This window comes from Shewanella maritima, assembly GCF_004295345.1.
GTDB lineage: Bacteria > Pseudomonadota > Gammaproteobacteria > Enterobacterales > Shewanellaceae > Shewanella > Shewanella maritima.
In genome coordinates this window covers 3,492,070-3,518,980 of the sequence record NZ_CP036200.1, presented here as the reverse complement: position 1 = coordinate 3,518,980, position 26,911 = coordinate 3,492,070, and the positions used below count along the sequence as shown (strand labels likewise).

The 26,911-nt window shown below is 44.0% G+C and carries 26 protein-coding genes; 6 read left to right on the top strand and 20 right to left on the bottom strand.

Going from position 1 to position 26,911, the window contains the following annotated elements; all coding sequences use genetic code 11:
• Positions 1-156: 156 nt before the first annotated feature.
• Positions 157-1,137, bottom strand: coding sequence for an acrylyl-CoA reductase (NADPH) (acuI, locus tag EXU30_RS14965; protein ID WP_130601341.1), 981 nt, complete (start codon positions 1,135-1,137; stop codon positions 157-159).
• Positions 1,138-1,226: 89 nt separating this feature from the next.
• On the bottom strand, positions 1,227-1,925 hold the full coding sequence (acuR, locus tag EXU30_RS14960) for an acrylate utilization transcriptional regulator AcuR (RefSeq protein WP_130603520.1): 699 nt from the start codon (positions 1,923-1,925) through the stop codon (positions 1,227-1,229).
• Positions 1,926-2,218: 293 nt separating this feature from the next.
• Here acuR and EXU30_RS14955 point away from each other — a divergent pair, with 293 nt between their 5' ends.
• The 3 genes from EXU30_RS14955 (at position 2,219) to EXU30_RS14945 (ending at position 4,979) form a co-directional block, all read left to right on the top strand.
• On the top strand, positions 2,219-2,671 hold the full coding sequence (locus EXU30_RS14955; RefSeq protein ID WP_130601339.1) for a hypothetical protein: 453 nt from the start codon (positions 2,219-2,221) through the stop codon (positions 2,669-2,671).
• A gap of 29 nt (positions 2,672-2,700) precedes the next feature.
• The gene (locus EXU30_RS14950) at positions 2,701-4,203 is read left to right on the top strand and encodes an ATP-binding protein (RefSeq protein ID WP_130601337.1); all 1,503 of its coding nucleotides are present in this window, start codon (positions 2,701-2,703) and stop codon (positions 4,201-4,203) included.
• Positions 4,204-4,289: 86 nt separating this feature from the next.
• Positions 4,290-4,979 (top strand): response regulator, encoded by a 690-nt coding sequence (locus EXU30_RS14945; protein WP_130601335.1) that lies wholly within the window; start codon positions 4,290-4,292, stop codon positions 4,977-4,979.
• Between the two features lie 191 nt (positions 4,980-5,170).
• Here EXU30_RS14945 and EXU30_RS14940 read toward each other — a convergent pair whose 3' ends face one another.
• The 3 genes from EXU30_RS14940 to EXU30_RS14930 all read right to left on the bottom strand — a co-directional run bounded on the left by EXU30_RS14940 (position 5,171) and on the right by EXU30_RS14930 (position 8,148).
• A complete protein-coding gene (locus EXU30_RS14940) occupies positions 5,171-6,364 on the bottom strand; it encodes an OmpP1/FadL family transporter (protein WP_207234078.1) in 1,194 nt (397 codons plus the stop codon).
• A gap of 144 nt (positions 6,365-6,508) precedes the next feature.
• Positions 6,509-7,498 (bottom strand): efflux RND transporter periplasmic adaptor subunit, encoded by a 990-nt coding sequence (locus EXU30_RS14935; protein WP_130601333.1) that lies wholly within the window; start codon positions 7,496-7,498, stop codon positions 6,509-6,511.
• Positions 7,495-8,148, bottom strand: coding sequence for a magnesium transporter (locus EXU30_RS14930; protein WP_242620232.1), 654 nt, complete (start codon positions 8,146-8,148; stop codon positions 7,495-7,497). The genes EXU30_RS14935 and EXU30_RS14930 overlap by 4 nt, the downstream gene beginning before the upstream one ends.
• Positions 8,149-8,395: 247 nt before the next feature.
• On the opposite strand from EXU30_RS14930, the gene EXU30_RS14925 reads away from it, so the two are divergent.
• Complete coding sequence (locus tag EXU30_RS14925; protein WP_130603518.1) at positions 8,396-9,331, top strand: LysR family transcriptional regulator; 936 nt, start codon at positions 8,396-8,398, stop codon at positions 9,329-9,331.
• Positions 9,332-9,443: 112 nt separating this feature from the next.
• On the opposite strand, the gene EXU30_RS14920 is transcribed toward EXU30_RS14925, so the two are convergent.
• From EXU30_RS14920 to rimK, 11 genes are all read right to left on the bottom strand, one after another.
• Positions 9,444-9,938, bottom strand: a complete 495-nt coding sequence (locus EXU30_RS14920; RefSeq protein ID WP_130601331.1) for a hypothetical protein — start codon at positions 9,936-9,938, stop codon at positions 9,444-9,446.
• A 167-nt stretch (positions 9,939-10,105) separates the two neighbouring features.
• Positions 10,106-10,459: an MBOAT family O-acyltransferase gene (locus EXU30_RS20690; RefSeq protein ID WP_242620231.1), complete on the bottom strand. Its 354-nt coding sequence runs from the start codon at positions 10,457-10,459 to the stop codon at positions 10,106-10,108.
• A 164-nt stretch (positions 10,460-10,623) separates the two neighbouring features.
• Positions 10,624-11,283, bottom strand: coding sequence for a nitroreductase family protein (locus EXU30_RS14910; RefSeq protein ID WP_130601329.1), 660 nt, complete (start codon positions 11,281-11,283; stop codon positions 10,624-10,626).
• A 563-nt stretch (positions 11,284-11,846) separates the two neighbouring features.
• Positions 11,847-12,506: a nitroreductase family protein gene (locus EXU30_RS14900; RefSeq protein ID WP_130601327.1), complete on the bottom strand. Its 660-nt coding sequence runs from the start codon at positions 12,504-12,506 to the stop codon at positions 11,847-11,849.
• Between the two features lie 505 nt (positions 12,507-13,011).
• The gene (locus tag EXU30_RS14895; protein ID WP_130601325.1) at positions 13,012-13,257 is read right to left on the bottom strand and encodes a hypothetical protein; all 246 of its coding nucleotides are present in this window, start codon (positions 13,255-13,257) and stop codon (positions 13,012-13,014) included.
• A 74-nt stretch (positions 13,258-13,331) separates the two neighbouring features.
• Positions 13,332-14,414: a GGDEF domain-containing protein gene (locus tag EXU30_RS14890; protein WP_130601323.1), complete on the bottom strand. Its 1,083-nt coding sequence runs from the start codon at positions 14,412-14,414 to the stop codon at positions 13,332-13,334.
• Positions 14,415-14,673: 259 nt separating this feature from the next.
• Positions 14,674-15,618: a zinc transporter ZntB gene (locus EXU30_RS14885; RefSeq protein ID WP_130601321.1), complete on the bottom strand. Its 945-nt coding sequence runs from the start codon at positions 15,616-15,618 to the stop codon at positions 14,674-14,676.
• Positions 15,619-15,642: 24 nt separating this feature from the next.
• Positions 15,643-16,509, bottom strand: a complete 867-nt coding sequence (locus EXU30_RS14880; RefSeq protein ID WP_130601319.1) for a mechanosensitive ion channel family protein — start codon at positions 16,507-16,509, stop codon at positions 15,643-15,645.
• 24 nt (positions 16,510-16,533) lie between these two features.
• Positions 16,534-16,965, bottom strand: a complete 432-nt coding sequence (locus EXU30_RS14875) for an ATP-dependent zinc protease family protein (RefSeq protein ID WP_130601317.1) — start codon at positions 16,963-16,965, stop codon at positions 16,534-16,536.
• On the bottom strand, positions 16,962-18,005 hold the full coding sequence (locus tag EXU30_RS14870; RefSeq protein WP_207234077.1) for a succinylglutamate desuccinylase/aspartoacylase family protein: 1,044 nt from the start codon (positions 18,003-18,005) through the stop codon (positions 16,962-16,964). The genes EXU30_RS14875 and EXU30_RS14870 overlap by 4 nt, the downstream gene beginning before the upstream one ends.
• A gap of 9 nt (positions 18,006-18,014) precedes the next feature.
• Entirely contained in the window at positions 18,015-18,920 is a 906-nt protein-coding gene (rimK, locus tag EXU30_RS14865; RefSeq protein WP_130601315.1) for a 30S ribosomal protein S6--L-glutamate ligase, read from the bottom strand.
• Between the two features lie 172 nt (positions 18,921-19,092).
• Between rimK and EXU30_RS14860 the strand changes: the two genes are divergently transcribed.
• Complete coding sequence (locus EXU30_RS14860; RefSeq protein WP_242620230.1) at positions 19,093-19,662, top strand: LysR family transcriptional regulator; 570 nt, start codon at positions 19,093-19,095, stop codon at positions 19,660-19,662.
• Positions 19,663-19,712: 50 nt separating this feature from the next.
• Positions 19,713-19,934, top strand: a complete 222-nt coding sequence (locus tag EXU30_RS20680; RefSeq protein WP_242620229.1) for a hypothetical protein — start codon at positions 19,713-19,715, stop codon at positions 19,932-19,934.
• Between the two features lie 806 nt (positions 19,935-20,740).
• Here the strand turns inward: EXU30_RS20680 and EXU30_RS14855 are convergent.
• From EXU30_RS14855 to EXU30_RS14840, 4 genes are all read right to left on the bottom strand, one after another.
• Complete coding sequence (locus tag EXU30_RS14855) at positions 20,741-21,229, bottom strand: phosphatase domain-containing putative toxin (protein WP_207234076.1); 489 nt, start codon at positions 21,227-21,229, stop codon at positions 20,741-20,743.
• A gap of 57 nt (positions 21,230-21,286) precedes the next feature.
• Positions 21,287-22,306, bottom strand: a complete 1,020-nt coding sequence (gene arsB / locus EXU30_RS14850; RefSeq protein WP_130601313.1) for an ACR3 family arsenite efflux transporter — start codon at positions 22,304-22,306, stop codon at positions 21,287-21,289.
• Positions 22,307-22,524: 218 nt separating this feature from the next.
• The gene (locus EXU30_RS14845) at positions 22,525-24,384 is read right to left on the bottom strand and encodes a DUF885 domain-containing protein (protein ID WP_207234075.1); all 1,860 of its coding nucleotides are present in this window, start codon (positions 24,382-24,384) and stop codon (positions 22,525-22,527) included.
• A gap of 276 nt (positions 24,385-24,660) precedes the next feature.
• Positions 24,661-26,835 (bottom strand): OsmC domain/YcaO domain-containing protein, encoded by a 2,175-nt coding sequence (locus tag EXU30_RS14840; RefSeq protein ID WP_130601311.1) that lies wholly within the window; start codon positions 26,833-26,835, stop codon positions 24,661-24,663.
• Between the last annotated feature and the right edge of the window lie 76 nt (positions 26,836-26,911).

The window sequence follows — 26,911 nt, the reverse complement described above, 5'->3', positions numbered from 1 at the left end:
TACCTGTTAATTCATTGGATTGATACTCATGGTAAGACTTAAAATCGAATTGATTTAATTAGGTTCTATATATAAAGCATATAGGTTGGCGGGATTGACAATAAAATGAGCAGAAAAAAGCGCCAGCTTGATACTGACGCTTTGCAAAAAAAGTGACTAATCTAGCTTAACCACCACTCGGCCTTGCACAGTCCCCGCGAGTAAAGCATCTGCAGTTTCAATCACCTTATCTAAGCTGATCTCAGTGGCGATTTTGCTGATTAGCTCTGCATCGATTAAGTCAGCAATACGATTCCAGGCAATTTCACGATCTGCAATTGGGCGCATCACACTGTCAACACCGGCAAGATTCACACCGCGCAAAATAAAAGGCATCACAGTCGCTGGTAAATCAAACCCCTGCGCCAAACCACAAGCAGCTACTGTACCGCCGTATTGTGTCGACGCGCAGGCATTAGCAAGCGTATGGCTACCAACACTGTCGACTACGCCAGCCCAGCGCTCTTTAGCAAGCGGTCGACCTGGCTCTGACAATGTATTGCGGTCAATCACTTCGCTTGCACCTAGCTCACTTAGGTATGCAGCTTGGTCAACACGTCCGGTTGATGCCACTACGTCAAAACCGAGTTTTGCTAGCATTGCAATGGCAAAGCTGCCAACACCGCCATTCGCACCTGTGACCAGAATAGGCCCTTTTGCTGGGGTTACGCCGTTACTCTCTAACGCCATCACACATAACATAGCTGTGTAACCGGCAGTGCCCACTGCCATTGCACTGAAACCATCCATCGACTCAGGCAGTGCAATTAACCAATCACTTTTCACTTTGGCGTATTGTGCCAGCCCGCCCCAATGGGTTTCACCGACACCAAAGCCATTTAGCAATACCTTGTCACCAACCTGCCACTTGTCAGACTCGCTATGCTCAACAACACCAACAAAGTCGATACCAGGTACCATAGGAAACTGACGCACCACAGGGCTTTTGCCAGTAATCGCCAGGCCATCTTTATAGTTAATACTGCTGTATTGCACTTTAACCGTCACATCACCTTCAGGTAGCTGTGCCTTGTCTAGCTGCTGCAATGAAGCGCGGTAGCCCTGATCATCTTTTTCAATTAGTAGCCCATTAAACATATCTTCTCCTCGGTGTTAAATAACCTGAGCCCTTATCCCGAGTTCAAGTCACACAATTTAGACTGATCGTCTATAAAATAGTAAAAAATTTAGCGAGGTAACCCCGCTAAAAAACAATCCAGATAATGCCGCAGAGGTTGCGCACGTTGTACAAGTCTTGCGCGGCTTACTGCACCTTCCCAACCCACCCAAAAGTGTTCAGCGTAAAGCTTACAATTGGTTGCTGGCGCAATCTCACCTTGCTGCTTAGCCAGTTCAAGACAAGCTTGCAGGCGTTGCTGCCAACTCTCAAAAATCGCAATAAGTTTGGGGCGAAAACTCCCAGGCAATTGATCGACCTCTTGCCCTAGGTTGCCAACTAAACAACCTCGTTTAAAATCAAACCTTGCCATGCCGTCAATCGCACTTTGTACAAAAAGAGAAATTCTCATTAACGGCGGATTTGTATCATCAAGCAAGTGCTTATCTAGCTTGTAAGCGAAGTAACTGGCATAACTATCTAGCACAGCCTGACCAAACGCTTCTTTACTAGCAAAGTAGTAATAGAACGAGCCTTTTGGCACACCGACTTGCTTTAAAATCGGGTCAATCCCAGACTGTGCGAAGCCCTTTTCGGTAAGCTGAGCAAGGCCGCTGCGGATCAATTCAGCCTTGGTATCCTCAAGCTCACGGTTAACCTTTGGTGGTCTGCCCCTGCGTGGCTTAGGCTTGCTCTGAGTGTTATTGCTCAGATCGTTAACCAAACTAGATTGCCCTGCAGATTGTGCTTGTTCATCAACTTTCGCCATCATTAAACCTCAACATAACCTGCATTCCCCTTAACTCGAATGATTTTAGACTGTGCGTCTAAAAAAATATAAAAATTTGATCAAAAATGCGATCAATCTCTGATTAGACCTTAGTCAAACATCAGTCAAACATCAGTCAAACACTCATTGTCACGGCAATAATCTTTGCAGTTTCAACACACTCTCTGCACATTTACTCCACATTTGCCTGCTAATCTTGGTCTGCTTTCTCAAGCTTTGCCCTCAAGCTTATAACATAGCCCCACTGACACTACGCGAATAAGGAGCCTGCAATGAATGTCAACTTCCCCAGTAATAACTATGCAATGCCAACCATGCAAACGGCTAGCCTCAGCGAAGATCAAAAGTCTCTCATTGAGGCAACGCTAAGTGAGTACGATGCTGACAATCTAAGCCAAGATGATGCCCTCGCCATCACAGAGACCTTTAAAGAGGCAGGGATTAACCCATCAAAGGCATTGGCAACGACAATGGAAGAATATGGGTTTGATGCCAAAGCCATTGGCGATCTTGCTGGAGTAACACCACCTCCGCCGCCACCTAAAGATAGTGGCATGAGCGAAATGAATATCACAGATGAGATGCTAGAAAGTTTAAATAGTCTTATTAATGAGTATTATAGCGATAACCAGTCTGATGAAGACAAGGCCTCAACTTTGGCGAATATCAAGCAAATTCTTGCTGATGCCGCGCCAGAAAACGGCTTAATTGATACGCAAGCTTAGTCAAGCACTAAGCCCATGGAGCCAATGACGTGAATCTGTCTAAAAAACTCATTTTAGCCTTTTTAGGCTTAACGCTTGTTGTGCTCCTTGCAACCCTGTCATTGGCTCGCTGGAGTTTCGAGCGCGGCTTTTTAGAATATACCAACAATCTTGAGCGTCAGCGTCTAGAGCTGCTAGCAACTAACCTAAGTAAGCTATACGACGGTAACGATTGGAGCAGTATTGAGCGCGCCAAGCTGCACCATTTTTTGCAGTTACATCCCTATTCACTGCTAGGACAAGTCATTAACGATGATGGTGAAATCCAACTTAATAGACGCCCTGGCGCCAAAGGGAAACCGCCTCGTCCGCCACGCGCTGGTGCAAAACCCAAACCTAGACCTCCTCACAAACCTAAACCACCACTCGATGCTGAAAGCAATCGCCAAGGACAACCTCAGTTTATTGACGATCAACGCGTGCCGCCAACCGCACTGCTTAACCGTGAACAGAAGTTTGTCGCAGGCAAACTACCTAGAGTCGATAATGAACAGTGGGTTCGCATCAATATTCTGGTTGATGACCAAGTGGTAGGCACCCTGGTCACTGCTTCAAAAAGGCGTTTTGACTCACCAGAAGAAACCGCCTTTTCTAAGCAGCAATGGATAACCAGTGGCATTATTGCAGCCATCGCACTTTTGCTTGCCCTTGCCGTGTCGTTATTGCTAACGCGGATTTTCCTTGCGCCAATTAAGCGTATGTTGCAGCGCATTTCCACTATGTCTAATGGTGACTATCAAACTCAGCTCAATGAAAACAGACGCGATGAACTGGGCTTGTTAATGAACGACCTTGACCGTCTTGCCATGCAATTGCAGCAAAATCAGAGCGCCCGCCAGCGCTGGATTGCTGATATTTCCCACGAATTGAGAACGCCAATCACGGTACTTAGTGGTGAGATTAGCGCGATAAAAGATGGTGTGAGACCACTTGATATGCAGCAAGTTGACTCTCTAGGACAAGAAGTTGAACGGCTACAAAACCTGATTGAGGACTTATATCAACTGTCGCTTTCAGATGTTGGTGGACTGCGCTACAACTTCAACAATATCAACATTATTGATGACCTTGATTACTGCATCGAGAAGGTCAGCAACAAAGCGAAACAACATGGTTTGGTAATATCGGCTAATCTACCAGAAGTGGTGATGGTGTCAGGCGACAGCGCTAGATTGCAGCAGCTATTTGGCAACCTATTGAACAATGCACTGGCTTATACCGATGCACCCGGTGAAATCGCGATTTCTGTCAATGTCGACCATGAGCTGACCATTTTTATCGAAGATAGCTCGCCTGGCGTCGATGTTAAAGAGTGCAACAAGCTACTTGAGCCATTATATCGCAATGAGATGTCTCGTAATCGCCGCCAAGGCGGCGCAGGACTTGGTTTAGCCATTTGCCGCAATATTGTGTTGGCGCATCAAGGTAGCATTAGCATTAATCCATCAGAGCTAGGCGGGATCTGCGTGATGATAAAACTACCGCTACTTTAATCAAGGCACATTTATAGGTTTAGACACTCACAGATTTAGCAGTTTAATCAGCATCAACGCTTAACCAAACAAGGATTGATTTGTACATGCAAGATAGCAAAGTTTTGGTAATTGAAGATGAGCAAAAAATCGCCCAGCTTTTAGTTGACTACCTTACTCTTGATGGCTTTGATGCCGAGGCGATTCATGAGGGAACTCACGCGGTTGAAACAATCAAGCAAATGGAACCAGACATGGTGATTTTAGACCTGATGTTGCCGGGAAAAGATGGCATTAGTATCTGCAAGCAAGTACGGGCATTCTCTGATGTACCCATCTTGATGCTGACAGCAAGAGTCGATGAAATTGACCGCCTGATCGGTTTAGACTCCGGCGCCGATGACTATGTTTGCAAGCCATTTCTGCCTAAAGAGGTCGTCGCCCGAGTTAAAGCCATCTTACGCCGTACCAAAGGCCGTGAGCAGCTAACACAGTCTGACAAGAGTATTGAGTACCGAGGTATCGAGTTGACCCAGGAAAGCTTTAAGTGTGTGGTCAATGCCAATGAAGTGGAGCTGACACCGGTGGAATTTAGGATGCTGCATACTTTGGTTGCAAAACCAGGACGCGTATATTCGCGAGAACAACTCATGCAAGCTAGCTATAAAGACGAACGTATAGTGAGTGACCGAACCATCGACAGCCATATTAAAAATATACGTAAAAAACTTGCGCCATATATCGCCAGTGATGAACTGATCCATTCAATCTACGGCGTTGGCTATAAGATTGACTAGCACTCGCTAGCACAAACAAACATAGATAGAAAGAAAAGAGCCGCTGCAGTGCACTCATTACTGCAGCGGCTGTGTTTGCTAAAGAAATAAGCTCACAGCAAACTAAAACTGATAATTAAACAGCACACCAAAAAAGTGTAAATCTGCATCATAGTCACCTTTCAAGGTGCTTTCTAAAGCTGTATCTTGCGCTAACGTGTAGTCAATACTCGGGTACCAGCATTAAAGTACTCGTAGTACATCTGCATGCGCCATTGCTCACTTATGTCGTAAGTAGCCCCTAGCCCTAGCTTCCAAATTTCCCCGGTTGGTACATCAGGGAACTGCAGCTGTGGGTCATCTTGTGGTGAGGTTTCATAATAAACACCAGACTCTAAACGCCAATCATCAGTTAACTGATAATGCACGCCAATACTTGCAGAGTAGGTATCTTGCCACTGACGGTCTATCCCTAGGCTGATGTTATTGAGCACAATAGGCGTTGCTTCGATTTGACTAAACTCAGTCCAACCAGCGCTCCACAATAAACTCATTTTCGACGACACTTTGTGAACGCCGCTCACAAGTAAACTCGCTGGCATGACAATATCAATGCGTGAGTTTGTGGCTAATTCAGTGGCAGATAAGTCCCCTTCCATTTGATGATCTATTTGCGAGCGATAGATAAATCCATACTGGTGTTTGTCGTTGTACTTATAGAAGCCACTAATGTTATAGCCAAAGCCCAAACTATCGCCCGTTGCTTTAACTGCTGGCAACAAAGCCTCATCACTGCCGGCAAAGTTTTGCTCCAATAAACCAAATTCGGTCACTAAACCCACACCGAATGACAGTTGCTCATTGACTGAATAGGCAAGGCTTGGGGTTAACTGCACTGTGGTTAACTGCGCATCTTGCAATAACACAGCGCCTGAAAAGTCATTGCCGTAATCAATCACAGAGCCACCCGCTGACGCCAAAGCTAAACCAAAATGCCAGTTGTCTGATAATGGTTGCACATAATAGCCTGATGCCACCGGCATGGCTGTGCCAGCCTGAGTTTGCTGCTCGCCATTAGCAAAAATGCCCGTTGAGCCAGTATCGGTATATTCAATACTCGAAACCATGCCTTGCAAGTTAAAAGCGATGGCAGCGCTATCAAACTCAGCCATTGCCGCTGGGTTGGCAAAGGCGGTTTCTGCGCCTTCAGCTATCGCCTGGGCACCAGCACCAGCCGTGCTGATATTCATCATCCCCAGCTCATTGAACATATATGCGCCACTATGGGCATAAGGCGCTGTCACAGAAGTAACAGCTAACGCCAATAAACCTACTTTCAGGTGAGAACTGCGATAGCGATTATGAATATTCAGCCATGAGGCTGGCTTTCGTTTTTCATTGAACATTGAATTACCCTGCTTTATTTGCGACCTGCCATTGCACAATAAAATCCCCCTCAGTCCGTTAACACCGGACCGAATAAGTGCATAAGCAAGTCAAAGATTCGGTTGATTTTGCCGGGCTAACCCACCAGCCCGGCGAATGACAAGTTACATAGCGTTAAAGTAAGACTTGTAAGAGTGTAGCCTTACTGTTGCACCACCAATCACGTCGATAAACCCAAAGAAAGGGTGCGGTTTTTTCGCAGCAATCCAGGCTGAACCCGTCGCACCAATCGGGATGCTTTTACCCTCTGGCTCAAAGATTTCCAAAATCACTGTGCGTCCGTGAGCACTGGTGTTGGCACCAACGTGTTGACGTACGCTTTGCGGCCCTTGGAACGGTGATACAGACGCCTCACCAGTGCCTGAGGTAAAGCTATGCACACGTGCGCGGAACACTTCACCTGGGTAAGCATCAACATAAAACTCAGCAAACTGCCCTGGCTCAACATAGCGATAGGTTTGGTCAGGAATACGCATCTCTACAAACTTACGGCCAGTGTCAAAGATGTGCATATTACCCATACGGCTACCACTCGCCACGTTAACCACGGCAATTTGCCCATCAAATGGGGCGCGCACGGTTTTACGCTCTTGCTCAAACTCAACTCTGTCATAATCTGCTTCTAACGACTCAAGGGTTGATTTCGCAATCTTGAGCTGCGAGCGATAATTCTCAACATCACGCTCGTTAAAAATCTCAGGAGATACATCAGCACGCTCGATGTCGCGCTTCATCTGCGCAATCGATTCTTGCTGTTGCACTATCGCAGCGTTGATTTTCTCGAGCTCGGCTTTAGAGCTGGTATCAACCAAGGTGTATATAACCTCACCCTCTTTAACATGCTGGTTATGGGTCACATGAACCTTATCAATCTGCTCACCAATTAATGGCGATAACACGGCATGAGGCGCTTTAACCGTTGATGAATACGTGAGATCAACCGGTGCCCATAAGCGCGACATAATCGCTAATACAGCCAGAATAAATGCGCCACCAGAGACAATCCAAAAGGCATTTTTTAGTGTCCATTTAATTGCACCTGTCGACACTAAAATCCACATGATTAAGATATAAGGGATCATTACTTCTTTCATGACGTCACCTCCTTACGGCCTTGCACCTGGGCAGTGCCAGACACCTTAAAACTTACTTGTTGCTGAGCTCTAAAAGCTGAATGCTCGCTTACCGAATTAGCTGCACTGACGACCTGATCACTTGCCTGAGCTTGAGTATGCTCAGCGGACTTGTTTGATTCACTTTTAGCGCCACTTTTACTATCTTCTTCCTCAGTGCGTAAACCATTGCGAATAATACGGCTAATTGATTGACCAATTTGCTGCCAGTTAGCAAATGCTATGATGATAGCCATTACCCACCAGGCTTTATGTAAGAACAAACCACATAGTGACAATGCAAACACCAACTGCACATGCATGCTGTTTTTCTTCTCGGCCTTATGCACCGCAACCTCATGTAATTGCCATAGCAAATACAAGGCAAATATCACTAAAGCGATGGTGACCGCGAATAAATAGCCACTGAAGTATTCGCTGTTGAAAAACATCATCATGGCGTTATTGGGGACATTGGTGAACTGAGTTAAATCAATGTCTTTCGAGTTAATTGTGCCCAAAGGCGCCAGCAAGTATGCACCAAGCAGCATTACAGCCATGAATGCAGAAAACTTAGCTAGCACCACAATGATGGTGACAATAACTCGAAAGAACTGGCGGATCATGCCCATAGTTATTCCTTAAAGTTAATCATTAGTTGCGGCAAACGCCGCAAAGCAATGAGAGATGAATTAACGACATCTCTGCGGCTAATTGCCTGAGAGATGTAAGAAAACTTACTAACGTGACATTTCTTGTTGAATGCTTGCAGAAAGGTATCTTAACTGATGCTTATATTAGCTATTTCGCACAGTATTTAGCTGATATGTGATATAACTATACTTATATCAGTAGGGATTTATTGCAGGTGTATAAGTGATGAAGCATTCAGACTATAGTCTCATTCCCACTTTTGTGGCAATCATGCAGACCAAAAATTACTCTAAAGCGGCCAAGCAACTTGGCATTAGCCAGTCGGCAGTGAGCCAAGGTGTGACTCGTCTAAGGGACGTGTTTAAAGACACTTTATTTATTCGTGCAAGCCATGGTGTCGAGCCAACTCAGTTTGCCCACGACATTTACCCTGCTTTAGCAAACGCAGTAGAGAACATCATCTATACCCTACCTGAATATCAAAAGTTTGATCCTGCTGAATGTGATAAAGAGTTTGTGGTGTCATCGCTTAGTGTGTTTGGGTTTAACATTCTACCTGAGCTGGCAATGCTGATGTCGCAGCAAGCGCCTCAGGCAAGCGTGCGTATCGAGCCGCTTAAGCACATTGACCAAACTGACATGTTACGCTCACAGCAATATGACTTACTTATTAGCGCAGGCTCTGATTATCGCGGGCCTTTACGCAGCCAGGTCATCATGTGTGACCAACTCAATATTATTTGCCGAACCGACCACCCTAGGCTTGAGTCAACCATTAACGAGCAGCAGTTTTTAACGGAAAAGCACGTCACTCTAGGAATACTTGGACAAGATAGTGACCGTCATGCCAATTACTTGATTGGTCAGGGTTTTACTAACGAAGCGCTGTTTACACAACGAAAAACCGCCTGGCAGGCAAGCAGTATTATGGAAATTTTGCCCATTGTTGAGCGCAGCGACTATCTGTCCTTATTGCCACAAAAGCTCGTCAACAAGTATATGGATATCTACAACTTAAAAACCCTAAAAGCCCCCTTTATGGAGGATTTAATTGACGTGTGTACATATTGGCACTCGTCACGAACCAATGACCCAAGCCATAAGTGGTTTAGAGGATTAGTGGCACAAGCAGCTAAGAATGTGTCCAAGCAATTGGATTAAAACCAGCTGACCTACCGCTATGGCCCAATAAAAGGAATATGCCATTGCGACTGACCGACGAAACGGTAATGCATGGTTTTGCGCGCGGTTACTGGCGCATCGATGCTCATTGTCAGCTCAACGGTAAATTCAGGATCTTGCTCGACACTAATGGCAAGTCTTGGGTAAAGGCTATGTATTTACAATCTTGGTTATAATTAATAAAACCCCAATTTAAACTAGAAAATTGTTTACCTGAATTAGTGGTTACTTTAATGCTTTCAACTTTAAAGTGCTTTTTGAAGTCATAGTGTTGCCCGCGCTCGATGGTACATACCAGAGCTGGAATTTTGTAAGGCGGCAGCTCAGGGTCACTATGATACTTTTTACTGCCTCTTGGCATCATTTCAACTACTAACGGCCCAAGTTGATAATCATCGCAGCGGCTCGCATCAGCAATACCTTGATACTCATTCATGCAGCCGCTCGCATAAGCCCCCTGCACCTGAGTATATACAAATGATTTGGTTGGCGGGCCGCTGCAGGCTGTTACTAGAAGACATGCTGTCAGTAACAGGCAAGTGATTAATAACGAGCCGTTAGTCTTAAGTGATTCTAATCTAGGCAAATACTTTAATTCCTTTTATGCACTCAGTTAGCTAATTAACACAGCCCCCTGCCGAGCAACTAGATAGCAAGCAACAATAATGGATACATTGACCACAGCGCGGACAATCCAGGGCCAATGAGCAAGGCTGAATTTATAATGCTTGCTGATATAAGCCACAACGCCCATCACACCAAACCAGGGGTTAGCACCAAAACCAGCTGCATCTTTATGAGAGAAATAGCCACATCATGCAATAACCCACTAACAACAAAGGTGGTAACCGTCGCCAAACCTTGGGGCATGAGCTTACTAGCAGGCTGCATCACATAACGACCCAGGTAGTAACCCCAAATTGGATTCCAATACAGCCAAAAGTGATGAAATGATATTGCCCCTAACGCATTGCGCAGCATGTTGGACAATGAGCCTTTAGCGCCAAGCGCAACGCCATTGCGCTTTTTGACGTATTGAGCCAACGTGATATGACCTAAGGACTCGTTATCACCCCCAGGTTTGCCATTGGTAAACTTGTTATTCAATCGTCTGCGCTTCCAAGCATTAATGACTAATAGCTAACACGTTACCAAGGCGTTTGGTTTGAGGCAAACAGGTTAAAGCGAATACTTAAAAACAAAAAACCAGCGTAATAACGCTGGTTTTCAAAGTGCTTTTACCGCTTTTTACTAATGACAAGCAGCCAAAATTATAAAGTGACAATGACTTCATCGATTGGCAATCGTGACTTAGGCAAGCCCTGGTTATAGTCTTCGCCCTCTAGATGGTATCCCATTGCAAGGGCAAAATTACACACATAGCCACCAAGCTCACCTTTGAACTCTTCACCAATTAACTCTGGATCAACTCCTTCCATCGGTGTCGAATCAATTTTTAAACGCGCCAGTGTGTGTAAGGTAGTGCCAAGGGCAATATAGGTTTGTGCTTTGGTCCACTGACCATTGTAGCCGCTGTCATCAGTGACCATTTCAACAAAACCAAATGCACCATCAAGCCTTGCTTGGTACGAGTCTTGGTTTAAACGCCCTAGTTTTAGCTCTTCATCTATCACCTTGCGGTAATCATCTTTGGTGTAATTAGGATTATGGGCAAACAAGACTATATGGGAAGCTTCAGTCGCGTGAGGCTGATTGAACTGATGCATATTGGCAAAAGTATCATGGAAACGCTGCTTAGCAGCTTCAGACTCAAGCACGATGAACTTCCACGGCTGCGAGTTAATTGATGATGCCGATAAGCGCAGCGTCTCGGTAATCACTGCAACATCCTCTGCAGAAATACGTTTGTTGGCATCGTACTTCTTTGCGGTATAGCGAAAGTTTAAATCTTCAATAATTGGGTGTGACATCGACTTACTCCAAATGGCATCAATTTGATAAGAACTCACAGCGGATCAAAAACAGCTGTTACCTATACGTGTAAAACAGTGCAAGTGTATCAATCTATTATTTAGGCAGAATTAATTCTGTGACTCGAGTCATGTAAGCTATCAAGACAGCTATCATTTCAAACAGCAAAGCAATAGGGAAGCTTAGCCGCGACGAAACAGTTAACACGCAGTACGTAAAAAGCCAGTCTCAATTTAATCAAGACTGGCTACGGGTTATTCGTCTAATAGCGATAACGACTTACGATTAACTAGGGCCTGTTGATCTTTGCTGATTAGAATTTGTTCGAATTAAAAGCACTTTAATCGCGACGCGAGCGATGACGTCTAGTCACCTACACAAACTCGCTCGCAACAATGAGTAAAGTGCTTTTAAACGAACCTTTCAGGCAGCGCTTGTTGTCATTTCTACTGTGTTAACGACTTACTCATGTGGAATAACCACACATCAAAGTCGTTGCCTTGTATAAATTTCCAACAAGCAGCTGCAAAAATAATCTTGAAAGATCAACAGGCCCTAGAAATTATAGTGTAGTGATAACCGCTTCTTGTGGTAAACGAGACTTCGGCAAACCGTGGTTATAATCTTCACCATCTTGGTGATAACCCATGGCTAGCGCGAAATTACACACATAATCACCTAGCTCTTCTTTAAAGATTTCACCAATCAGCTCAGGGTCAACCCCTTCCATCGGCGTTGAATCAATTTTCAGACGTGCCAGTGTATGCAGGGTGTTGCCCAGCGCAATATAAGTTTGCGCCTTGGTCCAGTGACCATTGTAACCATTTTCATCAGTTACCATTTCTGCAAAGCCAAATGCACCATTTAGCATGTTGTCGTACATTTCCGCTGGTAGGTGACCTGAAGACACTTCAACATCAACCACTTTACGGTAATCGTCTTTGGTAAAGTTTGGGTTGTGAGCAAACAATACAATGTGTGAAGCCTCTAATGCATGCGGCTGATTAAACTGATGCATATTGGCAAACGTGTCATGAAAACGCTGCTTAGCTTCATCACTTTCAAGTACGATAAACTTCCATGGCTGCGAGTTAATAGAAGAAGCAGATAAACGAATCGCTTCTTTAATCACGGTAATATCTTCAGCAGAAATGCGCTTGCTTGAATCATACTTTTTCGCTGTGTAACGGAAGTTTAAATCTTGAATAATTGGGTGCGTCATACTTATTACTCCAATCCAATGCCGCTGAAGTGTTATCTATAACGAAAGCGACTGATAACTGTTGGTGATTAACGCTGCAGCTGCTAACTCCCAAATTGAGTCTTAATGCAAACTCGCGTTAAGCGAATGAGGGCATGATACGTATGCAAGCAACCGAACATAAGGTCTATTAAATCCATTTATTATGGCCAAAAAACACCACAAAAATGCTATTTTATCGTCTCAAGTTGCTTCACCTGCAGGGTAATATCATGAACAATTGTCGCGCATTTTTTCGGGATTAATGAGCTTTGAGTAAGCAAGCCTCTTTAGCAAGGATGCTAAAGCGGAGCCATCAGGGATGATTTTACGGCGTCTTGCGCAATCAAAGTTCTTTAACCCTTAGTGTATGGCTAATAATTAATGACTCATGCGCTCACCCTGGCTTCAACTGCCGATAAACAGCCACAAAAAAGCAGCCACTTGGGCTGCTCATTCACGCTTATTATGGATAAAAAATACTAAGCTACTGCTTTTTAATACCGTTTTGCACCATGTCTTTACCATTAGCAAATACTTCATCACTAACCCAACGGCCTAATAGCAGCTTATGACCATCACCAAACACAGCAACAAAATGACGTCCATCAGCATTGCTCGTAGCCATGCCAATACCCGCTACACCTTCTAAACCCAGCACGCCGCTTTCTATCATTAAGATAAAACGCTCTAATTCAGCAAGGTCTTCAATTACATTTTCATCAAAATTCATCAGTTCTCTCAATCAAGATTCTGCAAGCCAGATTAACAACGGCTTTTCATAACACGATGGCGCTATTATATCGCTTATTCATGGTGCTGCATAAATTGATTTCGACCTGAGCGCTTAGCCTGGTACATAGCATCATCGGCTTTAGAGACAATGTCTTTCTCAGTATCTATATTGTTGGCATTAGTTAAATACCAGCCTACAGAGCATGTTACCTGGCCAAATTGACTTTGCACGTGAGGATAAGGGTCCTGGTGCCAACATTCAATAATCCGCTGCGCAAGTCCGCGGCAGTATTCTTCATCATTACCAAAAGTGGCAATAATGAACTCTTCACCGCCATAACGTGCGACGACATCAGAATCACGCTTAAAGATTTGCTTTAAAAATTTAGCCTGCTGCTGAATGATGGCATCACCTGCAAGATGGCCATAATGATCGTTGTAGCGTTTAAAGTGGTCAAGATCGACAATGAACACACACACGCTGCCGTTAGTACGTTTATGTAGCGACAATAAACTGTTGAACAGTGCTTTGTAGGTACGGCGATTATAAAGCTCTGTCAGCGGGTCTATTTTACTCAACTCTGTTAGGCGCTCATTAGCAGCAATTAACTTTTTCTGCGCTTGCTCAATTTGCAATACGCCAATTAAACACACGAGTAATGACGTCAGTACAAAGCCAACATTGAGAAAAGCATGGTCGCCATAAACTTCGCTGTGACCAACTAAAAATACAAAAGCGCCACTCACCAGTGCGGCGTAAATGACTGAATATTTAAAACTGAGCCGCAAAATAAACATAGCAAAAAAGCTATATAAAACAGTACCCTCATAAGCAAATGAAATATTTTCCTTATGCCACACAAGGTCAACAAACCACATATTGGTATATGCAATAAGCACCATAATGAAAGTGACTAGCGGGTAGTAGTAACGTTTAAAACTGGAATGGAAGCTCGCAACAAGAAACAGTAGACACAGCGGGATTTGCACCCCAACACGGGTGAAAAAATAGCTATCGTGGATAGCGGCTGGGATCACATGAAGATCCGCCGACATAAAACCCGCGATCAGTATAATGCCAACCACAATCAAAATTCTGATTTGGTTAATTTCAATTGGTAGAGCGGGATCTGGGCCTTCAAAAAATTGTTTCAATGACACCTCGCTAACTAGCTTCTGAGAGCAGTGTTTTATCTCTATCTATAGGCTAACTTATACTAGATACACCTGCTATGAAAATACCTCTTCCGTCACCTTTATTAATAAAAAACATTGAAATAAAGACAGATCGTTAGCGTAATCACTGAAGTTATCAACCAATTAAGATAAACCTATAAGAAGCAGCTGATAAAAACGCCTATTTCGTATGACTAAGCTTAAATTAGTTAACGCAAGAGCTGTTTTATCTAGCACATTACAAAAACTTTAGCCGCCTAAAAAGGTAGACTTCAAACAAACCAATACCCGTTAACGCACCACAAAACCAATAGAACGCACTGCTGTTTTCCACGCCAGGCATACCACCAATATTGATACCAAATAATCCAGTCAAGAAACCTAGCGGCAAAAACACACCTGCAATAATAGACAACAAATAGGTATTTCGATTCATCACCTCACTATTCAGGTGAGCGATACGGTTATTGATTACTTCAATTTGGGCAATGAAAAAATCGATAGTATCGACAATTCTCTGCAAAGTATCTAATTGGGTTGCTAAGGACACTTGATGCGCTTCAAACGTAGTAATTTGATTCTTAGCTAATGCAGATAAAGCGTAGCCTTGGGGTTTCAAAAATCGGTTTAGTCGCAGTAGTTTTCGATGTTGCAAACTAATTTCTGATACTTGTTCTTTCGAGAAAGTATCTATGTCTTGACTCTCAATAAAGGCCTCTATCGGTTCAATAACGGAGTCTATTTTGTCATTAAGTTGCGATAACAACTCAATAATTAGCCCCTCAATACTCTGAGGCCCCTCTCCTCGCTTAAGTGCGTTAACTAACGACTCAATCGCTCTAGAACGTTGCTGGCTACAAGTAATCACCCGCTGCGGCGAATAAAGTAACCTGACGGTTAACATGTCGTCAGGCTCTTTCCCTTTATTTAGATTGACCCCGCGTAAATTCAAGAAAAAGCTATTTTTACCTATCTGCTGAAATCGCGGACGCGTGTCACTCGCAAGCAAAGACTCCCTAACTGACTCGTCAACACCTTCATCTGTAAGCCATTGCTCAAACAAGGGTGAGCCTCGATTACAGTGCAACCAATAACCTCGGTCGGCTAGCTGTTGATTAGAAGTCAGTGCAAAAGGATTTTCAACATCATCCACTTGCCAAGCTTCAACGATAAAATCATGCATGCATAAACTCCTTTTCAACAGACCCTAAGCTTTACTGATAATATTCAAGGTGCCATCTAAATGTACATCACGTTGTGGAAATGCAACAGTTACGCCTTGATTATTAAATGCTTTATCTAGATCAAATCGGATATTGCTTGCCACGCGGCGCAGCCCACCTTCTACCTGCGAGTTTATCCAAAAATACACCTCGAACACTAAAGCATTGTCGCCAAAGTCTTGAAAGAACACTTGAGGCTCTTTACCACTGTCTTCTAACGTTTCAGGCTGTTCGTTGGCGACAGATAAGATAATATCTCTGACCTTTGAGCAATCACTGCCATAAGCTACACCTACTGAAACCGTTCCTCTAATCAACTTATCTCTAAGCGTCCAATTGATAACGGTATTCTCAAGCAACTTCGAATTTGGGATCAACATGTGCACCCCATCAACACGGCGAACACGGGTCGAGCGAGTGTTAATTTCTTCTACTATTCCCTTAACGCCCTCTACTTCTAAAAAGTCACCAATTCGAATTGGTTTTTCACCCATTAATATCCAACCACTAATAAAGTTGTTAATGATATTTTGCGCACCAAAACCAAAGCCTATAGCGATAGCACCAGATAAAAAAGCAAACGCAGTTATAGGGACATTCAACATGGAAAGCGTAGTGATAAAAATCACAGCTAACGCGACAATGTATAGCAGGCGCTGGACCAAGTGAACAATATTAGGGTCTTTGTTTTTGCTACGTAATCTGTCCCCTAACTTTGATATAAAATAGTGGGCTAACCATATACTTAACAGTAACCACAATGGTACTGCTAGCACCTCCATTACCCTTATCACTCGCTCATTGAACGTAAACAAGGGGTAAGTCAACCAGTATTTAATTTGCTCTAACATGACTCCCTCCAAACATCACAAGACTTAAACCTGAGATGCAATAAACGCGTTTGCCGCATCCATATAAAAATGCTCACCTAATGCCTGTCTACCTAGTAGCATCAGATAAGTCATATCTGATCTATCTGTCAGGGTAATTTCAATATCCCATTTATGTGCCCCTAACACCGCTGGTGTTTTGATGACATAACGCTGCTCACTTAAGCCGTTCGAAGACTTCACTTTGCGAATATCATGCAACAACGCAGTGCAGGGCACAGTTTTATCCACGTTGTGGATTTCTGGGTGAATATCAAACGACACCGCAGGCTTGTGCCCAATATGCGTACGCTGAATATTATCGACATGTAACGACGACGTTTGCGCGCCGGTATCAACCCTTACCGTTAACTGTTTAATCCCAAGCTCTGGCAACTCGATATTTTCGATATGTCCAATAATCATACGGCCATTCATAACAAGCCCTCGTTAGTATCAATCTTGTTAACTAACTCTTCTGCGATCTCAATATGCTCGGCAATGTGTTCATCATCTTCTTTAAAATAAGCGATGTGATACATAGCCTCACCCTCTTGCACTAGCGGAATGTTTTGCTTACCGATAATGACCCCACTTTTGTTAGCAAGCACTTGACCTAGTCGCTCGCCATAAGGACTGCCAATGTCTGCAAGTACATCGCCTTTTTTCACTTGGTCGCCCAATTCAAAATGGTGGCTAACAATACCGCTGCTAGTCGCTCTTACCCAGCCGCTATTGTTGGCAACAAACTGGTTCACGACCCCTTTACGCGCTCGCCCCTTGGGCATCATGTTTAAGTGCCTTAACACGTTTACAATGCCTTGGATCCCGGCACGAATTGAGTATTCGTCAAACCGTAGCGCTTCACCGGCCTCATAAAGTAGCACTCGGGTGCCATTTTCTACCGCAGCATCGCGCAATGAACCATCAATAATCTCGGAGTTCAAAATCACTGGCACGCCAAAGGCTTTGGCAAGCGCTAGGGTTTGCTCATCCTGCAAATGGGCGCGTATTTGCGGCAGATTAGAACGATGAATCGCACCAGTATGCAAATCAATGCCATAGTCGCAATGGCTCACCACTTCCTTAAGGAATTTATTCGCTACTCGCGCAGCCAATGAGCCTTTTGCCGAGCCAGGAAAACTACGGTTTAAATCTCTTCTATCTGGCATATAGCGGCTTTGGTTGACCACGCCGTAAACATTGACCATAGGCACAGCAATCAAAGTGCCTGCCGAGATCTTAAAACCCTTAAGGTTAATTAAACGGCGAATAATTTCGATGCCATTTAACTCATCACCATGTACTGCAGCACTCACAAACATCGTTGGTCCCGGCTTTTTGCCGCGAATGATATAAATTGGCAAATGCACGTCAGCGTCCGTATATAGCTTAGCTACTGGCAAATCAATTTTCTTAGTCTGCCCAGGTAAAATAGTGTGCTCGCCAATGATTAAGCTATCGATAACTTTTTTCATAACTCGTACCTAACCTCGCCCTTTAGTTTTGGTGGCATTGAATTTGGCGTTGTTTTCCAAAAACTCAATCACCTTACCCGCCACATCTAAGCCTGTTGCAGCTTCAATACCTTCAAGACCTGGCGAAGAGTTCACTTCCATCACCATAGGGCCATTGTGAGAGCGCAGTAAGTCAACGCCACAAAAGTTGAGTCCCATCGCTTTTGCCGCCTTGATTGCCGTTGCGCGCTCTTCTTTAGTCAACTTAACGATTTCAGCGCTACCACCTCGATGTAAGTTAGATCTAAACTCACCTTCAGCGCCTTGACGCTTCATTGCCGCGACAACTCGACCGCCAACCACTAAGCAGCGAATATCTGCCCCGCCAGCTTCTTTGATGTACTCTTGCACTAAAATATTGGCTCTTACACCCATAAAGGCTTCAATAATGCTTTCTGCTGCCTTGGCTGTATCAGCCAGCACCACACCAATGCCTTGAGTGCCCTCTAGCAGCTTAATTACCAGCGGTGCGCCGCCTACATTTTTAATCAAGTCTTTAATGTTGTCTGGTCTGCTTGCGAAACCTGTGCGTGGCAACCCTATCCCTTTACGTGATAATAGCTGCAGTGAGCGTAATTTATCGCGCGAACGGCTAATGGCTACCGACTCATTAATGTTAAAGGTACCCATCATTTCAAACTGTCTGGCGACAGCAGTGCCATAGAAGGTCACCGAGGCACCAATACGTGGAATAATGGCATCGTACTGAGGCAGCTCTTCGCCGTGATAACGCACCGCTGGACGACTGCTCGTGATATCCATATAGCAATGCAAAGTATCGATAACATCAACTTCATGACCACGCGCTATGCAGGCTTCTTTTAAACGACGAGTTGAATATAGGTTTTCGTTTCTAGATAAAATTGCGATTTTCATTTGCTTTCCCCCCTTTGGTACAGCCACATCAATTTTTTAAGCCAATGCTTGATGCCGACGTGTGATGCTCAGTTTTGATGGGAAGAAAATTAGTTGAATAAGTTTGAAAAGGAAATCAAAATAAACTGCACTATATAATAGATTTTTTTTATCAAACTAGAGGGTTGAACCCGTGAAGATTGAGCTACTGACCACCTTCTTAGAAGTGAGCCAAACCTTGCATGTCAGAGTGGCTGCGGAAAACCTTTACCTAACTCAGGCCGCAATTAGTAGCCGAATCAAACAACTTGAAGAAGAGCTGGGTGTACTGCTATTTGACCGTACCCAAAAACGTTTAAAGCTCACTGCCGAAGGGCACAGACTGGTGAAGCATGCTAATGAAATGGTGATGATGTGGCAGAAACTAAAGCATGACGTAGGAGTAACACAGGATAGCTCACAGCAGCTATTTGTCGGCTCCATGATGTCTATTTGGGATATCGTATTGCAAGATTGGCTGCAAAAAATTCATCGTAATCTCGACGATGTACATCTTCACACCCATACCTACTCGCCACTAGAGCTTAGAAAGCAAATCATCAGTCGACTTATCGATATCGCCTTCTTATTCGAACCGCCATTCATGGAAGATATTGTTAGCGAAAAAGTAGCTAGTGTACCGCTGCAGCTAGTCTCGACAGAGAAAGACATCACTACAAATGAGCTAGAAAATATGATTATGGTTGACTATGGGAAGCGGTGAACAGCCAGATCATGCGAAACTATAGTGACGTAAACATTATTAGCCACAATATGAGTCAACCTCGAATCGCGTTGAACTTTATCCTAGAAGCCTCCGGCTGTGCGTATCTGCCCAAGCAAATGTGCTTTGAGCACTTGAGAAAAGGCAAGCTACACATAGTCGACGGTGCACCAGAATTTAAACGTGATATCTATGCGATTTATCTAGCGAAGAGCCATAAAACTCAACTAGTTCAAGATGCATTAACCTTGTTCCCTTATGTTCGAGGTTAGGACCTATTGATCTTTCAAGATTATTTTTGCAGCAGCTTGTTGGAAATTTATACAAGGCAACGACTTTGATGTGTGGTTGTTCCACATGATAAGTCGTTAACGCAGTAGAAATGACAACAAGCGCTGCCTGAAAGGTTCGTTTAAAAGCACCTACGCTCTTAGCAAAAAGCTCAGTTTGTTGCGAGCCCTGTTGTTAAAATCAATAGGTTTAGGTGACTAGACGTCATCGCTCGCGTCGCGATTAAAGTGCTTTTAATTCGAACAAATTCTAATCAGCAAAGATCAATAGGTCCTAGTACACAAGCCTCAAACAATAAAAATAACCAAATAAATCTATCTCATTAATAAAATATATTTATCGATATTTAATATTTGCGTCCAGTGAGTACCTCTAGAGCAAAACACCTGTAAAAAGCGCTCATCAAAATCAGCTTAACGCAGTAAATTACCACCTTCTGAAGAAGGTGGCTTTGTGTGAGCTCCCTAAAAGGGAGCCTAGCTTCACCGATTGAAACTATAAGCTAGAGTTGTAATGACATCTAAAGCCTTTGAAAACATGGATGTTTTTGTCGAGCACACATGGAAGTGATTGCTGCGTGCTTTAGATGTCATTGCGACGTGAGCAAACAATCAAAGCTGCCAGATATGGAAAACACTAGAATTTACAGGCAAAGCCAAATCGAATGATAACCACCTACTGAAGTAAGTGGTTTTTGGCTGAAAATAAAAATGCCGTTAGTATCCACTAACGGCACGACTAAGGCTTTATGACAATTCTGCAGCCAATACTTCAACTAAAACTTCAACTAGTACTTCAAAAAGTACGCTAATTGCACTGGGTGTTTTAACGCTTTGGGGCGCAGTGCTTGAACCTGCTTAACCACCTCATCGCGTGGTAAGCCTAATGCCCGTAAAATGATACCAATAACTAGACCAGTACGCCCTGAGCCACCTTTGCAATGCACGGCAACACTCCCTTGCTTATTCAGCACAGACACGATCGCATCTTTATGTTGCTCCCAGGCGGTTTCGAACTCCTGTCCAGGCGCGGCATCATCAGCTATAGGTAGTTGCAGCCAGTTCATTTCGTTGGCGTAACAAACAGCGGCCAGATCGCTGGCATTGTTTTCAGCCATCTCTTTATCAAACATCAGGGTTAACAGCACATCAGCGCCAGCTTGCTTAAGTGTTGCCACCGAATCATCAATACTACTGCCTTTGGTGCCAGGGCACGGGGTAAAAATAAGCTGCGCGCCATTGTCTAACTTGAGTGCATCGTAAGGGTGAGTGATCATGTTGACTCCTAAATCCATTTAAAGGGCTAACCAAATGCTAACCCCTTTTGATAAATGCTATGCCTGATTAAACCAATTTTTGCTGCGATTCACTATTGCCACAAGTGATAACATCACCGGCACCTCAACTAATACACCGACTACCGTTGCGAGTGCTGCACCTGAATGTAGACCAAATAACGAAATGGCAACCGCAACAGCAAGCTCAAAGAAGTTAGATGTGCCAATCAAGCTCGATGGCGCAGCAATATTATGAGGCAGCTTCATCCACTTTGCAGCCAGATAAGCGATGATAAAAATACCATAAGTTTGTAGCACTAGCGGCACTGCAATTAAGGCGATGGTTTGTGGCTGACTCACAATGGTATTGGCTTGAAAACCAAATAGCAGCACCACAGTGGCAAGTAAACCTACCATAGACCAAGGCTTTAATGTCGACAGCAGCACATCCAGCCCTTGCGAACCTTTAGCATTAAGCTTTTTGCGGGTAATCACGCCAGCAATGAGTGGTAAAAGCACGTATAAAACGACCGAAACTAGCAGGGTCTCCCAAGGGACTTGAATATCACTCACCCCCAGTAACAAGGCTGTGATTGGCGCAAATGCAAAAACCATAATCACGTCGTTCACCGACACTTGTACCAAGGTATAGTTAGGGTCGCCCTTAGTGAGCTGGGACCACACAAATACCATAGCAGTACAAGGTGCTACCCCAAGCAAAATCATGCCTGCTATGTACTCTTGTGCAGACTCTGGGTCGACAAAGTCAATAAACAGCACCTTGAAGAACAACCAGCCTAACGCCGCCATGGTGAAAGGTTTGATTAACCAATTAATCACTAAGGTAAGGATTAAACCTTGTGGATTTTTGCGCACATCTTTCACTGCGGCAAAATCTATCTGTACCATCATTGGGTAAATCATCACCCATATGAAAACAGCAACCACCAGATTAACACTGGCAACCTCAAGCGTAGCAATAACCTCAAATACCTGTGGTTGCCACAAGCCAAGTGCGACGCCAAGGGCAATACTTAGCCCAACCCATAAAGACAAATAGCGCTCAAAAATTCCCATCGTTCACTCTCTCATCATAGAACTAACTTACATACGAACAATGTTATATCTGATTTTTCATATATTCAACATTTTAAATATCCATGTAGGATGATCAAACTCGCAGATCTCGCATTTGCACTCAGGATTTGCTCTATGAATTAGGTTTTGAGTAAAGCGCATACGAAAACGCCCTAGCTCACTGGCATAGGGCGCTTGTAGTGTACGCAGTAAAAAATTTAGAGCGTGACAGCCTCTGCTTGAGAAGCTAGGCGGTAATTGCGCGCATCATCAATATAGCCATCAATCACCTGCTCTAGAATATCCAATGGCATAGGACCATTTTTTAGCACCGCGTCATGAAAATCACGAATATCAAACTTGTCACCTAAAGCCTGCTTAGCTTTTTCTCGTAACTCCAAAATTTTGATCATGCCAACTTTATATGAGGTCGCCTGCCCCGGCATTACAATATAACGCTCAATTTCAGAAACTACGTCACTATGCACCCGCCCTGTGTTACTCGCCATATAGTCAATGGCTTGTTCACGAGTCCAACGCTTAGCATGTATACCAGTGTCCACCACCAAGCGCACTGCACGTAAAAGCTCATCAGCTAAGCGACCTATATTATCCGCTGGTGTTTTGACAAACCCTTGCTCATAAGCAAGACGCTCAGCATACAAGGCCCAACCTTCGGTATAAGCCGTAAATGGTGCAAAGCGGCGTAAAAACGGCATGCCTTCCAGCTCCATCGCAATAGCGACCTGAAAATGATGGCCAGGTATGCCCTCATGGTAAGCCAATGTGCGCATACTGTATTTTGGCGTAGCCTTTATATCGTAAAGGTTAGCGAAAAAGCGCCCAGGGCGAGAGCCATCCATTGACGGGCCTTGATAATATGCACCAGGTGAGGTTTTCTCTTTAAACTCAGGTATGCGAACCACTTCCATTCCAGCCTTAGGGCGAATGTTAAAGCTTGCGGCTAAGCCCTGGTCTATTTCATCTAAGATTTTTTGATAATCCTTAAGGATTTGCTCACGTCCTTCGTCGCTGTCGCTGTAATAAAACTCAGGGCGCGCAGAATATTCCTTCATTGCAGCCAAATAACCGTTACTGGTATCGACACCTTCTTGTTCAAATAAACTAAGCATTTCTTGATGAATACGCGCCACTTCCTGCAAACCCAATTGGTGAATTTGTTCAGCGCTGTAGTCGGTAGTGGTGAAAAATCGCAGTGCCACATCATAGGCTTTGTCACCATCGGGTAAATGCCAGTAGCCGTGATCATCGCCTGCTTTGTTTCTTAGACCACTGAAATAAGTAATAAACAAGTCATAGGCAGGATAAACCGACTCATTAATCGCAATTTGCGCCTTTGCCAGTAGCGTTTGATACTCAGTGCGGTCAATCTCGCTTAGTTTGTCGAGCTTTTCTTTAAACGAGGTATAAAGAATATTTTCATCCGCTGGGGTATCAACAAAGGCAATCATTTCATCTAGTACCCGGTCGATAACAAACCTTGGCGGGATAATGCCTTTGTTTTCTCTAATTTGTAGGCCATGAACATATTGACCAAATTTGCGCTCAACTTCAGCTAGACGCGACAGATAGTTATTCGCGTCGGTCACTGAGGTAATCGCATGTTGCGCCTGCATAAAACTCGGGAAGCCGCTTTGCACGCCAAACATTTGATTAGCTGGGTAATTATGGTGTTTATATGGCTCATAAGCTGCGAGAGTATCAAGCAGATATAAGGCGATTTGCTTGGAGAATTGCTCATTGGTGTTTAGGCTACTATCGTCATATTGCACCAAGGTTCGCTTGAACTTAGCGGCTTTTACGAACAGCTCTTCATCTTTTTGCGGGTCAACATCATCAAGATGAGCGTTGTGACCGTTAATACCAACAGACTCCAGTACGCCCAATGAGGTGAGGGTTTCAGGACTTTCAATAGCCATTTTAACCAGTTCGCGATCTAAGAAGGCCCTAAAAAATACTGGCTTTTCGGCATACCACTCGTGGGCAGCAAAACTTGCTGCAACAGCCGTTAATCCAACAGTACCTAGTCCAAACCACTTTAAGGTCTTCTTAATCATGCGACACCTTTATTGTTATTGTTATCAAGCGCAGAAAAGAAGTTAACAAATTGTTACAGACAAATAAAGGCTATTTCAAACTCTCGTTTTGATTCGCTCAAATATCGCTCAAACATCTATTAATACTGGGGTTATGTTTGTCTAACGTGTAAGAGCTAAATATGCGGTTAACCTATGCTTCAACCAAAAACGGACGCTAATCGCGTCCGCTTTTGGTTGTTCAAAGTGAGTTAACACATATCGTTAACCCTTAACGTGAAGCTTTAGAGATGTCCCTTAGCTCTTACGAGCCTGGTGTAGTTTCTTGTAGCTTTCAATTAAGCGTAAGTGCGGCTCAATACCTTCTAGCTCCATGCTGGTTTCAGTTAACCCATGGAAACGTACATCACCGTTAACCGAGCCAATAACAGCGTCAATTACTTGCTCACCAAACATGCGGGTAAAGCTAGTAAGGTAATCTTCAATCTCCAACTCATCGTCAATGGCAACCTCAAGCACCACATTCATCGCTTGATAAAATAGACCACGCTCAACCGTGTTGTCGTTAAACTGCAAGAAGTCACCAACTAACTCTTGCGCTTCTTCTAATGCACCCAACGCAAGGTAAATCAAGATTTTAAGTTCAATGATGGTCAGCTGCCCCCAAACGGTATTTTCATCAAATACGATGCCGATTAGAGTTTTAATATCTGTGTAGTTATCAAGCTGTGAGTCTTCTAAACGCTCTACCAATTCAGCAAGTTCATCATCTGACAAACGGTGCAGATTCAAAATATCTTCACGATAATTCAACGCCTTATTGGTGTTATCCCAAATAAGATCATCCACGCCATAAACTTCCGAGTAATCAGGCACTAGCATACGCACCGCACTGGCACCTAACTGAGTAAACTCGGCGCTGTACACCTCTTTGCCAATCTCAGCCATTATCGCAAATAAGCACTCAGCTTCTTCATCTGTGGTGCCAGAGAAATCCCATTCAACAAATTCATAGTCGTGCTTAGCGCTAAAGAAGCGCCACGAAATGGTGCCAGTTGAATCAATAAAGTGCTCAACAAAGTTCTCAGGCTCGCTCACTTCCAGACTATTAAATGTTGGCTTAGGCACATCATTTAATCCCTCAAAACTGCGACCTTGCAGCAGCTCGGTTAAGCTGCGCTCAAGCGCAACTTCAAAGCTTGGGTGAGCACCAAATGAAGCGAATACTCCGCCTGTTTTCGGGTTCATCAAGGTCACACACATCACAGGAAACTGCCCGCCAAGAGAGGCGTCTTTAACCACAATCGGGAATCCCTGCGCTTCAAGCCCTTCAATACCTGCAACAATAGCGGGATACTTGGCTAGCACCTCAGCAGGCACATCTGGCAGCACAATTTCTTGCTCAATGATTTGGCGCTTAACCGCACGCTCAAAAATCTCTGACAAGCACTGCACTTGCGCTTCTTTAATATTATTACCAGCACTCATGCCGTTACTGAGAAACAGGTTTTCAATCAAATTTTGCGGGAAGTAAACCGTCTCGCCGTCGCTGTGGCGAGTATAAGGAATAGCACAAATACCGCGCTCAACATTGCCCGAGTTGGTGTCAATTAAGTGCGAGCCACAAAGCTCATCATCAGGGTTATAAATTTCTAACGTGTATTCATCTAGCAGACCTTGAGGCAAAGCATCATCTTGCTCAAGCTCAAACCACTTCTCGTTTGGATAGTGTACAAACTCACTATTGGCAATTTCAGTTCCCAGATACCAATCGTTATAGAAGAAGTTGTTATTTAAACGCTCGATAAACTCACCTAGAGCAGAGCACAGCGCACTTTCTTTACTTGCACCTTTACCATTGGTAAAACACAGCGGCGACGCTGAGTCGCGAATATGCAGCGACCAAACGTTTGGCACAATATTGCGCCATGAAGATACTTCAATCTTCATGCCCAAATCGGCAAGCATGCCAGTCATGTTCTCGATGGTTTTCTCAAGCGGTAGGTCTTTACCGAGAATATAAGTACTGCTGTCGCCATCAGCTTGTCCCATAAGCATGGCGTTAGCGTCAGCATCCAAGCTTTCAACAGTTTCAATCTTAAACTCTGGGCCTGTTTGCACCACCTTTTTAACGGTGCAACGCTCAACCGAGCGCAAAATGCCTTGACGGTCTTTTTCAGAAATGTCTTCTGGCAGCTCTACTTGGATTTGAAAGATTTGGTTATAGCGGTCTTCCGGGTCAACAATGTTGTTCTGCGACAGGCGAATATTATCGGTAGAAATATCACGCGCCTTACAATACACCTTAATAAAATAAGCCGCGCACAATGCCGATGAAGCAAGGAAATAATCAAACGGACTAGGCGCAGAGCCATCACCCTTGTAGCGAATAGGCTGATCAGCCGTTACCGTAAAATCGTCAAACTTAGCCTCAAGCCTTAAGTTATCAAGAAAGTTTACTTTAATTTCCATTACTTACACCCAAATAGACACAACCACTCACAAACCAAGCAGCCGATAGAATCAAATTAGGGTGAATTATCGGTGT